Raw genomic sequence first — 13,512 nt, forward strand, 5'->3', positions numbered from 1 at the left:
AGGTGTAAATGAGATGCTGGTGGTGAAAAAAATAAATAATAATGTGGTGGTCTGTTTGGATCGGAATGGAGCACAGCTAGTTGCTTTTGGAAAAGGGCTGGGTTTTCCAAAAGTACCATATGAGCTGACTGATATGAACAAAGTGAGTATGACATTTTATAAATTAAATTATCAGTATTATCAATTACTAAAAGAAATTCCGACCGAAATTTTTGATGTAAGTGCCGCAATTACCGATAAGGCTCAAAAACTTATTTTGAGAAATCTTAATCCGAACATGATTTTTAGTTTAGCAGATCATATTAATTTTGCTATCACAAGATTAACTAAGTACCAAGGAATGGCACTCCCTTTTTCATATGATGTAGAGCAATTGTATCCTCAAGAAACAGCTGTGGGTTACTATGCTGTGAAGCTAATTAACTCGCGTTTAGATGTTGAATTACCAATCTCGGAGGTCACAGCAACAGCCATGCATTTCGTAAATTCTGAAACAACGGAATTAGTAACTAACCCAAAGGTAACAGCAGATGATGAAATTATAAAGATAGCTACAAAAATTATCGAACGAGAATTTGAAATAACTATTAGCAAAAATGAATTTAGTTACAACAGATTTATTATGCATTTACGATACTACATTAAACGCTTGAATGAACACCAACAAATTTCTAAGAATAATAATTTGAAATTATTTAATGTGATGAAGCTAGATGAACCAAGAATTTACCTGGCAGCTAAGCAAATTGCAGACTACATTGATGATCAACTTGGAACTGTCAGTAATGATGATGAATTATATTATTTGATGATTTATGTTAAACGCATTGTTAATAAAGGTTAATTATCATTCAGTGGAGGCACTAGGATATGAAAAATAAAAATCAATATTATGAACAAGTAGCAAAAGATTTGTTATCAGCAGTCGGGGGGAGTGCTAATATTTCGTCAGTTACCCATTGTATGACACGTTTACGGTTTAATTTAAAAGATGAAAGTATTCCCAATGATAATGATATTCAAAGTATTCCAGGGGTAGTCGGTGTTAATCGAACCGGGGGACAATACCAGATTATCATTGGACAAACTGTTAATAAAGTGTATGATTTTTTACTAAAAACGGGTGATTTAACTCAATCGTCTTCGAGTGAAGATGGTTTAGATGAAAACTTGAAAGAGAAATTAACTTTCAAATCAATTGCAAACAACATTTTGAATAAATTAGCGGGCTGTTTGACACCATTAATTCCGATGATGGTGGCTGCATCGGTATTTAAAATGTTAGGCGCTATTTTGGGTCCCAACATGCTCAACTTTATCGGAACTAAAACGACGTTGTATCAGCTTTTTACTTTTGTTGGTGACGCTGGTTTTTATTTTTTACCAATCGTCATAGGTTATACGGCGTCTAAGCAATTCAATACTTCTCGAATTATTGCGATGTTTTTAGGAGCAATTGTAATTGATCCGAACCTAATCCAAATTGTAAAAGCTGGTAAGCCTTTTGATATTTTTGGTATTACTATGCCATTAATTAATTATTCTAGTACAGTAATTCCCATTATTTTAGCTGTTTGGGTAATGTCTTATATCGAACAATTTTTCAAGCAGCATACTGCTGAATCAATTAGTACGATTATGGTTCCCACCTTAACGATTGCTGTTATGTTACCAATTATGCTCTGTATTTTAGGGCCAGCGGGAAATGTTGTTGGCAATTACATTTGTGCTGGAATCTTGGCATTCGGGAAATTAGGAGGTTTGCCGACGATTATTGCTGTTGGTGTAATTGGTGCCTTTTGGGAAATTTTAGTTATGACGGGAATGCATTTGCTGATGCTTACAACCATGATGATGATTTTTGCTCAATCGGGACACGAGAACTTTGTAACCCTTGGTGCAGTTGCTGCCAGCATGTCGGTTGCTGGAATGTGTCTAGGTGCGGCTTTACGAATTAAAGATAAAGATCAAAAAGCACTTGCTTGGAGTTATTTAATTGCTAGCTTTGTAGGAGGCGTAACTGAACCTGGATTATACGGTTTAGCAATACGTTATAAACGTCCCTTTATAGGCATGATGGTTGGCGGTTTTTGCGGTGGATTATATGCTGGTATGACTGCGATTACAGCTTATGTTATGGTTCCTGTTGCAAATTTTTTGTCTCTAACAACATATGTTGGAGGGCAAACCAATAACTTGGTAAATGGAGTAATTAGTGGAACAATTGCGTTTGTAGTAGCTGCAATTGCAACATACAGTATTGGTATCGAATCTAAAACTAATAAACAATCAAATGAACAAATTAAATTAGTGGAGGCATAATGGTGGAAACAAAACTAATTATTCGTGCAGACGATTTAGGCTATTCAGACGCAGTTAATATAGGTATTGAACGATCTGTTCATAAAGGGATAATTAATAATGTAGGCGTGATGGTTAACATGCCTACAATCTTGGACGGATTGTCTATGATCAGAGATACAAAAGTTTGTCTAGGGCTACATGTAGTTATAAGTTCAGGACGACCTCTACTAAATCCTAAATTTATTCCGAGTGTTGTTGATGATGATGGTGCTTTTCTTAGCTCTGCAGATTATCGAAAAGCTCCCAATGACTTTGTTAATTTAGATGAGGTTATTTTAGAAATTGAAGCACAATATCAAAAATTTATAGAATTGGTTGGTCGAAAACCTGATTATTTTGAAGGACATGCAGTGGTTAGTGATAATTTCTTTAAAGGACTTTTAGTTGTTGCGAAATGCCATCAATTAAATTTATTGCAAGTTACTTTAAATTCAGGTAGACCGAGTTTATTATTCAAGGGACACAGTTTACATGTTTTTATGGAAAGCATGAATAAGGATTATAATCCTTATCAAACGTTGAAACGAGCTGTATTATCTAGTTGTGATGAAGAATATCCAATGATGATATGTCACCCAGGATATTTAGATGATTACTTATTAAAACACTCAAGTTTAACCACACCTCGTACTAAAGAAGTAGAAATGCTGACTGATCCACAAGTCCGTGCTTGGTTATACCAACACCAGGTTAGGTTAATTAAATATAATGAAATTTAATTATTTATGAGATCTATAAATGTTGTATGGATGCACATAACTAACTTAACCATAATTTTCTAGGCCAGCTAAAGCAACTTAAAAAGTGAGCCCTCAAGGTGAATTTATTGATCATCTTGAAGACTCACTTTTAGATGTTTTGACATAAAATAGAATATTTAAATTAAGATAACTTCAAGAAAATTCCAACTGTATTTATCAGTAAAATGAAGTCGGATAAATTTTCTTCACAATTCTAAACTCTTCAAAACTTAAAAAATAATTGGACAATTGTTGGTTACAGAACTTGACTAATCAGTTTAATTTTTTCACACATTGATTGGTAATCGATAAGTAAAAAAGACACTGAAATTTCTGCCGACGTGATATTCTAAATTGTTTATAACCAAATATTTGTCGACATTATTCCTCGATATTTCTCAGCATTTTTCGCCGCTATCGCATACAAATCACTCAATGCTTTTGGAATAATAAAATCATTTTTTAGGGAATAGTCCGTAATTGCATTACTTAATTTTACCGATATAAGACCCACATCCCGTCCTTCGCTCAATTGTTGTGCAAATTTTAACAAAAATTCTCTTATATCGGGATTTTTTTTAACTTCTTCATCTTTATAAGTTTCATCAATTGCATTAATTAAGTCTGCTTTCTTCATAATAACGTCTCCCGTTATCTATGTGCCCAAGGCCCGTGTTGTGTCCATCCGTTCACTATAATTTTTCCAATGCTAGCTGTAGCTTGTCCCCAGTCCACATAGCAAGTCTTTTTACCACAATGCACTCCGTTACCGTAATACTTTCCTCCTACGACATTTTTTAGTTCCTTATCGTTTAGTACTTTAATTTCAGTCATCTCAGAATCCTCCTTAAAAATTTAGCTTATTTATTTTAAACAACCTGTATTTTATACGAAGATGTTAGATAAAAGTTCAATCACTCCTAAAGTAGTGTTTTTACTTCTTAAAAGAAAAATAACTTTTGTTTCTGTAAAAAGTTATAAAATTAGGTTCAAAGTGATATGTCTTAAAAATTATTTTTAACAAAACGTTACTTTAGGACATAAAAACGACTATTCAAGAAGGAATCATGATTTACACTAAAAACCAAAATATAATGACCTTAATTTTAAGGAGGCATAAAAAAGAAATTAAAGTTAGAAGCGACCAAAAAGTTATTAGTGGGAATTTTTAAATGGCTTTCACAGTAGAAAAGCTGGGAAATATTACTACTTGTATTTTTAGTTTGTTTAGACATTGTGGTTAATTTTCTACTTCAAAGGGGAGTTTGGATTTGATTTCAGTAGATACTAAGGTTTACGTTTTCGAAGGGGTTATTGATTTTTTTAGTTTTTATATCATTTTTTCATTTCTACAAAATTATGCACATCATTTATCTACTTTCACCCCAAAAATTATAGTGGGACTAAGTTCAATTCCTCTTTTTTTTGTACTATATGCATTCTTACCGTTCAATGTTATATATGTTTTTATCCCGATTTATTATGCAGTTTTTAAAATAGCACACTATGATTGGCTTACATTAAATAACTTGCTGCTATCTTATCTAATAGTTAATATTTCTGGGCTAGTAGCGTCCAGTATTTCAAATACACTTTTCCATACTAAACTTTATGACTGGAAAAACATGATTGTAACAAGTGTTTTTGAAATTCTTATGTTATCCACACTTGGTATATATATAAAAAAAATCGACAATTCTAAATTGTGGGATCGTAGTACCCAATTTTTTTTGGTAGTTGTACAAATTATATTTCAAACGATCCTTTACTTTTTTACCGTTCTTGCGCACCACTATGGAATGTTTGATACGTTTATTAACGGAGTTTTAATTTTTGTTATCATCGAATTTTTAATAATGTTGGGCCTTTTTATTTATTTAAATCTTCGAAGTCGTCAGAGATATGAATCCAAACTAGAAAAACAGCACCTTGATAATTTACAAACCTATACTAAGCAACTTGGACAAAATCAATTAAAACTTAGAAAATTCAAACATGATTATAAAAATATATTGTTAAGCATCACCGAACTCGCTAAAGAAGGGGACAATGAAGGTTTGATTTTATATTTATCAAAATTGAAACTTTATTCCGATTCTGAACTCCAACAACATACAGATGATTATCAAGATATTCAAAATATTAAGGATACTCATGTAAAAAGCCTTTTACTTAATAAATTTTTTACGATGGAACAGTCCCAAATTCACTATCATTTCGAATGTAAAACTCCAATTAACCAAATTAATTTAAATATTATTGATATCGTTCGGCTACTAAGTATTTTATTAGACAATGCTATTGAAGAAGCCGGTGAAAGTTCAGAAAAAAATATTGACATTCTAATTTATAAAAATGTTGATAATACAACTGAAATTACTTTAACGAATACGGTTGCGCATTCTGCCTCCAATATCAACCAGTTAATAAAAATCGGATTTTCTAGTAAATCCAATCATTCCGGACTTGGACTGTCCATTGTAGAAGATTTGAAGCAAAAGTATCCTAATTTATTTATTCATTTTTCCTCTAATAACTACCAATTTACTACCCAGATCATTATTAATTAATATTGAAAGGAGGTAGTTATGTATTCAATTATTGTTTGTGAAGATGTCCCAACTCAACTTCATGCGATTAGTACTACTATTAAAAATTTTGTTCTTTTCCATGAAGAAGATTTTGATAAATCATTTAGTACTCCCAATCCTGAAAAGTGCTTAGATTATCTTAAAAGTCATAATATTCAAAATGGTATTTACCTTTTGGATATTGACTTAGGAACTAGTATGAATGGTATTGATCTAGCCGAACAAATCCGAAAATTAGATGTGCAATCTGAAATTATATTTATTACTAGTCACAATGAAATGGCTTCATTAACTTTAAAGCGACGCGTTGAAGCTTTAGGATTCATCAGCAAAGATAACCCCCTTGAAAAAATACGAGATGAAATCTATGAAACTCTCAATTTAGCAAGGCTTCGTTCAGATGAACGTAAAAATTTAAAAAGAAAAATCTTTAATTTCAGTATTGGAGTAAGAGTGTTCAATTTTGATTTAGATGATGTTTTAATACTTGAAACTGCTAAAATCCCACATCGACTAAATCTATTTACCAAAAGTGGTAAATATGAATTTTACGGAAGGCTCCAAGACTACGAAAAGAAATACACCGAGCTTTTTCGTTGTTCCAGATCAGCTTTAATTAATATAAAAAATATATCGGAATACAATGCTTCAACAAAGATGATTTATTTTGATTCATCTCTAAGCTGCAAGTGTTCAATAACCAAGACACGAGAACTAAAACGACGTATACTAGCTAACAAATAAGAGAAAAATTTTTTCTTAAGTTGTTCAAATGAGAATTCATAATTATACAAAATTGATTAATGCAGTATAAAAAGGAACCCATCACTCACTCAGTGATGGATTCCTTTTTATACTTTGTACCTTGTTTCCACGGAATTAGCAGGTACTATATATAATTTTGCTATTATTCCTGATTTATTTTGCTAATTATTTTATGAAGTTGTTTATATTGGCTAAGCATCCATGATTTATAAGTTTCTCCCTTGGGCAAGGTTTCTGTGACAGGGAGTATAGGAATATCATTTTTCTTTGCTAACTTGACCAAATTATTAACTACCTTTGAATCTACCTGTTTATTGAAAACGAATAGCGAAATATCATGCTCTTTAATATTTTTTTGTAACTTTTTAATAGTAGCTGGAGATGGGTCGACACCGTTTTCTGTATCCTTTTCAAAATCAGTATCCGCTACTGTAAATCCAACAGCTTTTAAGGCATAATCGAAAACTGGTTCACTCACGTAAGCTTTTTTATTCTTAGTATTATTAGTAATTTTTTTGATACCCTTGATTTGCTGATTAACTGCATTTAAAGACTTAATATATTTTTTTGCGTTAACTTTAAAATATTTTTTATTTTGAGGTTGTAATTTACCAAACTGTTTTGCTAAATCGTTAGCAAGATGAGGCATAGTTTGTGGATTGTACCATAAATGTGGATTGTCACCTTCTCGTTTATTTAAAAGATCTTCCCCAACTTTAATATAAGTAGCTTTATGTGCATTTTGGGCTAACTTATCCATCCAACCGTCGTAACCAACTCCATTTGCGATTAATACATCAGAATTGGTTACCTTTTTCGCTATTTTAGAAGTTGGCTCATAATCGTGAGGGTCAACATTGGGATCATTGATGGCAGATGTCACTTTTCCTTTGTTACCGACCACAGCTTTCGCTACTTCACCATAAAAATCGGTGGTTGTGGTAATTTTTATTTTTCCATCTTTAGTAGACGAATTATTTTGAGAACAGCCAGCCATTAGTATTAAGGTACTGGTAAAAGCGAATACTAGCGTTACAAATTTTATTAATTTTTTCATATCTACTCCTAAATTTAAATTTAATAATGTATGCCAAATAAATCTATAAAAGTATAAATAATAAAAAGTACTATCTTTTATTAGTCCTATTTTTTTTAATTTCTTTAATAATTTTTAGAGCTCTTCTTTTAGTTTTGACGTTAGGGCTTTTTAAGTACCTATAAGCACTTGATTGATTTTCTTTCTTCATGTTTTTCTCCTTAATAAAGTGATCTATGGTCAACTGCTTTATGTATTTCTGAAATTTGCATCAAAAGCATATTTATGAAAATTCAAAATAAATACTAAAAGACTTATACAACTTATGCTTAATTCTTCATATCGCTAAATAAATGATAAAAATTTACATTATTAGATCACCTCCTAATCTAAATAGTAATGATTACTATTTAGATTAGAATATTAACATTTAATTGTCAAATTTTTTTGCTAATTATGGCTACATTTATTAAACAACTACAAAATTAGAACTTTGAGAGGATCACAGTATCAGAAATTACTAAAATAACTAATACATAAGCTTTTTATGGGAGTTTTTGATTTAATGATGGAGGGTTTAAAAGACCACGTTGATGCCGAAACTTTTTGGGATGCAGTGGATGAAAACGCAGTATTTAAATTTAATTACTATTTTCCTAATTTGCCAAAGGAAATGGGCAAATTAAAATATAAAGAGTGGCTTGAAGAGAATACTAATTCAGGATCTTCCGCTGAGTTTATTAATTTATATAAGGATCTCTCAACACCTGGTCAAACGACTATTATCATGCAATACGTTGTGCGGTTTAAACCAGGTATACCTGATATGAATTTCTTGTCGATTGCTACTGTTAAGGATAATAAAGTAGTTGCGTGGGATGATTATCTGGATACTTCAAAATAGGTAGAATTAAAATTAATTTCGTAATAATTAAGATAAAATAAAAAGAGCATCACTGCTAAAACGCGGTGGTGCTCTTTTTGGATGATTATTTCTAGTTTAAAACTAATAACATAAGTGTCCCATCATAATATTTATGGTCAATTTTAAAAAATTTTTCATATAGTCCATATTCTTTAAATCCAAATTTTTTATATAAATGAATTGCAGGTATATTATCTGTTCTAACTTCTAACTCTAAAATTTCTAAGTTAATAGACTTTGCATAATTTATTATTTCTGCTAGTAACATGCTGCCGATGCCTTGACCACTAAATTCTTTTAAGACTGATATGCCAAAGGTCCCTCTATGACTAATTCGCTTTCTTAAAAATGATTTCATGTTAGCTGTACCTATTATTTTTTCATCTTTAGTAGCTAACAAAAAAAGATTTTCGGAGGACTTGGATGATTCTTCTAAAAGATTTATCTCATCAGTAAGCTTCTTTTGAGCCATTTCTTCTGGTGTTAACAATAGATTACTGGTTTCATTAGTAATAAATTTTAAATAATTTAGTACACCTTGAGCATCTTCAGATTGCGCTTCTCTAATAATCACCTTTGTAGAAGTCATTTCATTCCTCTTATTTCTTTTTAAATATTATATACCCGTTTCATTTTTTGCGTTACATGATATTTATACTCTTTTGCGAACCTGATTTGTATAGTAAAACTTGAAATAAATTCTACTAATAAACATAGAACAGTTCTTACCAGAAATAAGGCATGAATAAGCAGTATAATTGAGATAAAGCAATATAGATATCATGATTGAATTACATTGAGGGGAATGGTAAATCAATATGAGAAAATTGAGTCATAAACAAAGCTTGATGGTGATTATTGCGATTGCACTTTTGGCGGTAATCTTACAATTTGTCTTGGGTCAAGCTTGGTTAGCCCAAATTCTGGTTTCCTTGGTGGGAGCCGTGATGGCGATGACCATGTTTATTGAGATGATTGGGACTTTGAGATCGGGTAAATATGGGGTCGATTTATTAGCTATTTTAGCAGTGGTTTCGAGCCTTTTATTTAGTGAGTACTGGGCAGCCATGGTGATTTTAGTTATGTTAACTGGTGGGGATGCCTTAGAAGACTATGCTTCCAAGAAAGCCAATACTGAACTCAAAGCCCTTTTAGATAATTCACCGCAAGTGGCTCATCGGCTCCATGGTGAAAAACTAGAAGATATTGCTGTTAATCAAGTACAAGTAGATGATAAGTTGGTGATTAAACCTGGGGAATTAGTTCCGGTTGATGGGTTTATCGTTGAAGGAAGTTCAAACTTTGATGAATCTTCTTTAACAGGAGAATCACAGCCAGTAAATAAGGACTTTAACGATGAACTCATGTCTGGTTCAGTCAATGGTGATGCTGTGGTAACCATGCAAGCTAGTCAGGTGGCCGCCAATAGTAAGTATCAACAATTAATTAAGTTGGTTAAGAAAGCTGAAGCAACGCCGGCCCGTTTTGTGCGGATGGCAGACCGTTATGCGGTACCTTTTACCATCGTGGCAATCGCAATTGCGGTGGTGGCCGCGGTAATTTCTAAGAGTCCTAGCCGAATCGCGCAAGTTTTGGTGGTGGCTTCGCCTTGTCCTTTAATCTTAGCGGCTCCAGTGGCGATGGTTTCGGGGATGAGTCGGGCCTCTCGCAATGGGATCGTGGTTAAGACCGGGGATGTTTTAGAAAAATTATCTACGGCTAAAACGGTCGCCTTTGATAAGACTGGAACATTAACTAATGGGCATTTGATGGTGGCGGAGATTTTGCCACATCAAGAAGTTTCCCAAACAGAATTGCTCCAAATCGCTGCTAGTGTGGAAACTATCTCCTCACATGTATTGGCGCGCTCCTTAGTAACTTACGCGATAGATAAAGGTCTGAAAATGTTAAGTGTTAGTGACGCCCAGGAAATTACGGCGAATGGAGTACAGGCCTTGATTCAAGGAAAATTAGTCAAGGTTGGTAAGCGTAAATTTGTAACAGGAGATCCTTTAATCCCGAGTCAAACCCATACCGCTATCTATGTCAGTCGGGATGATCAATACTTAGGTTGTATCACTTTTACCGACTACCTCAGACCAGAAGCTAGCCAGACCATGGTTCAGTTGCATCACTTAGGCGTTAAGAAATTAATGATGTTAAGTGGTGACCAAGTCAAAACAGCTCAAAAAATCGGTCAAGAAGTTGGAATCGATGATGTCCAAGCTGAATTGCTACCAGAAGATAAAATTGCTGCATTAAAAGCTCTCACTCCGGAAGAAAAGCCGGTGGTGATGGTCGGGGACGGTGTTAATGATGCCCCTAGTTTGGTAACTGCCGATGTAGGAATTGCCATGGGAGCTCATGGATCGTCTGCTGCCAGTGAATCGGCGGATTTGGTTATCTTAAAAGATGACCTAGCTAAGGTAGCTAAAGCAGTTGTAATCGCAAAAGATACCATCCGAGTTGCTCGGCAAGCCGTTTTAATCGGGATTTTTATCTGTACAGCGTTAATGTTGATCGCCGCTTTTGGAATTATTCCGGCATTTATTGGAGCGATGTTCCAAGAAGTGATTGATACAGTTTCAATTTTATGGGCGTTGAGGGCACGTTATTCTAATGAAAAATAAGATAAGTTATAAGAAGTAGGAAAGTATACTATTTTCGAACCTATAGAGAGCGATTTAATACCCGAGTCGTTAAAGCAATAATCCAAGCATTTAAATATATTCTATTAAAAAACACGTTTGATAGTTTCAGACGTGTTTTTTAAAACCAAATTTATCAGGTTAGATATAAATAATAGCAACGCGGTGTGCAATTCGATAATGATTCAACTAGAATAAAGATAATAGTAGGAGAGATTAGTTTAAAGAAGGAAAATCTAATGTGGGTAAGAAGAGAACAAATTATTCGAAAAATAATACGGCTCCAACAAAATGAGTTATACCAATTAGTGCAAAAAAGTTTAAATTTATTATTCCCATTTGTTCTTATCGGTAGTATCAGTCAACTAATTCAAATCACTATGTTGAATCGAAATAGTTTATTGCCAACAATTTTTGGGTTTTCGTCGTGGCTAAGTCGGTATCGATTCATAGAAATTATTTTTGATCATTTGACGAGTTTAACGTTAGGAATAGTAGCTGCTTTAGCCGCATTTAGTATGGCACATTATACAGCCAAACGGTATCAGCGTGATGAAAAATTAGCGAGTATAACGGGATTAATTGCTTATTTAATCCTTACGGTTCGTTATACAAATAATGGTGAGTTAGCTTTTGGCCAAGATATGCTTGGGATGGGAGGTTTGTTTTTAGGTTTTTTGGTAGGCTATCTGGTTGGACTAAGTTTTAAGCATTTAGCAAATAGCCAGCAGCAGGATAAATCTTCTTCGGGAGTAACATGGAATCGTGCGTTAGATTCATTACGAGCAATTATAATTGTGTTGGTTGTGGCGATTTGCTTTAGTATTTTATTAAATTGGTTGGCGATTTCGGTTTTACCAGATCAAGTTATTTTAAGATTACAATCACTAAAGGCTAACCAAACCTCGTTGCTATTTTCCGTAGCAATCGTACTATTAGCTGGCATAATGACTTTTTTCGGGTTGACCAGTATGCCAATACCGGCACATTTTGGACGTAATGGCGTCGCAATGACTGCGAATTTAAACTATGCCCTTATACATCACACGATTTGGGGAGTACCGTATCCTTTTTCATTAGGGACGTTATATGAATCTTTTGGTGCGATTGGGGGAACGGGAAGTACGCTCTCATTAGTGATTGCAATTTTTTTGTTCAGTAATCAACGTGATCAACAGCTGATTGGCCGATGGTCGTTGCTGCCAGTATTATTTAACTTTAATAGTGCGATATTAGTGGGTGTTCCAGTTTTAGGAAATGGTCTATATATTATTCCATTTCTATTAGTTCCACTAGTTAACGTAGGAATCGCTGCAAGCGCCATTGCTTTACATTTAATGCCTGCTGTAGTTTATCAAGTGCCGTTGGGAACGCCCAGTCTTTTGCAGGCCCTTATTGGAACCAATGGGAATTGGGTAACCTTATTGGTTATGGTACTTAACGTAGGAATCGGCGTTTGGCTGTATCGACCATTTGTGAAATTATCCAACCGACTTAATACTCAGGGAGATGGTCTAGATGCCACGGAACGTTAAAAAATGGAGCATTATATTTTTAATTGCGAGTTTGATAGGAATTGGAATATTGGCTTGGCCATCAATTCAGTGGATGCATAAAAATGTGACCGCCATTTCTAAACGACATGACTCAAATATGTCACCGGTTATTTTCATTCCGGGGAGTAGTGCTACGCAAAATCGATTTGATGGGTTGATTGATAAGTTAAACGATAGACGTGGGAAGCGCCATAGTCTGTTAAAAGTAACGGGTCCATACTAATGATCGGATTAGTTACTCGGGATCGATCCGTCCACGTGATAATGAGCCGTTTATTGTTGTTGGTTTTGAGAACAATAAAGATGGTTATAGCAATATTAAAAAACAAGCTAAATGGTTTTCTATTGCGTTTAATGCGTTAGCTAAAAAATATCAGTTTAATAATTTTAAGGCCATCGGTCATTCAAATGGTGGTTTGGTCTATACAATGTATCTCGAAAATTATTTCAATCGTGACGATATTTCAATCAAGAAGTTAATGACCATTGGATCACCTTATAATTTCTCAGAAACGTCACTTTCGCATAAAACTCAGATGCTGTCAGACTTTATTAAACAACGTAAAAAAATTCCTAAAACGTTGTCAGTCTATTCAATTATTGGTACTCAGAATTTTGATAATGATGGGATTGTACCAGCACGGAGCGCAGAAGCGGGTAAATATATTTATCAGGGCCAAGCCCAACATTATACTGAAATTACAGTTACAGGAAATGATGCTCAACATTCTGACTTACCACAAAATCAACAAATCATTAATTTAATTGAGCAATATATTTTGGCAAAAACTAAGCCACGTGATGATCAAAATCAGGACACACATTAGTAGTTTGAAGAATAGCAAAACGTAGAACAACTTGTTTCAGTAAGAATATAATAAAAAAGT

General features: G+C 33.7%; 13 protein-coding genes and 1 pseudogene. 9 read left to right on the top strand and 5 right to left on the bottom strand.

Annotated features, from left to right (window positions below; all coding sequences use genetic code 11):
- Positions 1 to 13: 13 nt before the first annotated feature.
- The 3 genes from IV86_RS07210 to IV86_RS07220 are packed head-to-tail and all read left to right on the top strand — an operon-like array spanning position 14 to position 3,083.
- Positions 14 to 844 carry a PRD domain-containing protein gene (locus IV86_RS07210; RefSeq protein WP_056979464.1) on the top strand — a complete coding sequence of 277 codons (831 nt, stop codon included), beginning with the start codon at positions 14 to 16 and terminating at the stop codon, positions 842 to 844.
- Positions 845 to 870: 26 nt separating this feature from the next.
- Positions 871 to 2,322: a PTS transporter subunit EIIC gene (locus IV86_RS07215; protein ID WP_002834217.1), complete on the top strand. Its 1,452-nt coding sequence runs from the start codon at positions 871 to 873 to the stop codon at positions 2,320 to 2,322.
- Positions 2,323 to 2,324: 2 nt separating this feature from the next.
- Positions 2,325 to 3,083 (top strand): ChbG/HpnK family deacetylase, encoded by a 759-nt coding sequence (locus tag IV86_RS07220; RefSeq protein WP_056979493.1) that lies wholly within the window; start codon positions 2,325 to 2,327, stop codon positions 3,081 to 3,083.
- Positions 3,084 to 3,462: 379 nt separating this feature from the next.
- Here IV86_RS07220 and IV86_RS07225 read toward each other — a convergent pair whose 3' ends face one another.
- Together IV86_RS07225 and IV86_RS07230 are read right to left on the bottom strand one after the other, a co-directional pair.
- Positions 3,463 to 3,741: a bacteriocin immunity protein gene (locus IV86_RS07225; RefSeq protein WP_002834213.1), complete on the bottom strand. Its 279-nt coding sequence runs from the start codon at positions 3,739 to 3,741 to the stop codon at positions 3,463 to 3,465.
- Between the two features lie 14 nt (positions 3,742 to 3,755).
- Positions 3,756 to 3,938 carry a class II bacteriocin gene (locus IV86_RS07230; RefSeq protein WP_011672822.1) on the bottom strand — a complete coding sequence of 61 codons (183 nt, stop codon included), beginning with the start codon at positions 3,936 to 3,938 and terminating at the stop codon, positions 3,756 to 3,758.
- Positions 3,939 to 4,375: 437 nt separating this feature from the next.
- Between IV86_RS07230 and IV86_RS07235 the strand changes: the two genes are divergently transcribed.
- Positions 4,376 to 5,674: a sensor histidine kinase gene (locus IV86_RS07235; protein ID WP_232625449.1), complete on the top strand. Its 1,299-nt coding sequence runs from the start codon at positions 4,376 to 4,378 to the stop codon at positions 5,672 to 5,674.
- Positions 5,675 to 5,692: 18 nt separating this feature from the next.
- Positions 5,693 to 6,439: a LytR/AlgR family response regulator transcription factor gene (locus IV86_RS07240; protein ID WP_056979466.1), complete on the top strand. Its 747-nt coding sequence runs from the start codon at positions 5,693 to 5,695 to the stop codon at positions 6,437 to 6,439.
- A gap of 163 nt (positions 6,440 to 6,602) precedes the next feature.
- On the opposite strand, the gene IV86_RS07245 is transcribed toward IV86_RS07240, so the two are convergent.
- Both IV86_RS07245 and IV86_RS08770 read right to left on the bottom strand, forming a co-directional pair.
- Entirely contained in the window at positions 6,603 to 7,517 is a 915-nt protein-coding gene (locus IV86_RS07245; protein ID WP_011672826.1) for a metal ABC transporter solute-binding protein, read from the bottom strand.
- A gap of 70 nt (positions 7,518 to 7,587) precedes the next feature.
- Positions 7,588 to 7,707 carry a putative metal homeostasis protein gene (locus IV86_RS08770; RefSeq protein WP_011672827.1) on the bottom strand — a complete coding sequence of 40 codons (120 nt, stop codon included), beginning with the start codon at positions 7,705 to 7,707 and terminating at the stop codon, positions 7,588 to 7,590.
- Between the two features lie 354 nt (positions 7,708 to 8,061).
- Between IV86_RS08770 and IV86_RS07250 the strand changes: the two genes are divergently transcribed.
- On the top strand, positions 8,062 to 8,400 hold the full coding sequence (locus tag IV86_RS07250; RefSeq protein ID WP_061812747.1) for a hypothetical protein: 339 nt from the start codon (positions 8,062 to 8,064) through the stop codon (positions 8,398 to 8,400).
- A gap of 91 nt (positions 8,401 to 8,491) precedes the next feature.
- Here the strand turns inward: IV86_RS07250 and IV86_RS07255 are convergent, their stop codons facing one another.
- Positions 8,492 to 9,010, bottom strand: a complete 519-nt coding sequence (locus IV86_RS07255) for a GNAT family N-acetyltransferase (protein WP_002834206.1) — start codon at positions 9,008 to 9,010, stop codon at positions 8,492 to 8,494.
- A gap of 229 nt (positions 9,011 to 9,239) precedes the next feature.
- Here IV86_RS07255 and IV86_RS07260 point away from each other — a divergent pair, with 229 nt between their 5' ends.
- The 3 genes and pseudogenes from IV86_RS07260 (at position 9,240) to IV86_RS07270 (ending at position 13,452) form a co-directional block, all read left to right on the top strand.
- Positions 9,240 to 11,051: a heavy metal translocating P-type ATPase gene (locus IV86_RS07260; RefSeq protein WP_029257625.1), complete on the top strand. Its 1,812-nt coding sequence runs from the start codon at positions 9,240 to 9,242 to the stop codon at positions 11,049 to 11,051.
- A 257-nt stretch (positions 11,052 to 11,308) separates the two neighbouring features.
- A complete protein-coding gene (locus IV86_RS07265) occupies positions 11,309 to 12,604 on the top strand; it encodes a PTS transporter subunit EIIC (protein WP_056979467.1) in 1,296 nt (431 codons plus the stop codon).
- Positions 12,588 to 13,452: pseudogene (locus tag IV86_RS07270) on the top strand (alpha/beta hydrolase). Before IV86_RS07265 ends, IV86_RS07270 begins: the two are co-directional and overlap by 17 nt.
- Positions 13,453 to 13,512 lie beyond the last annotated feature (60 nt).

The organism is Pediococcus pentosaceus (assembly GCF_001437285.1).
Lineage (GTDB): Bacteria > Bacillota > Bacilli > Lactobacillales > Lactobacillaceae > Pediococcus > Pediococcus pentosaceus.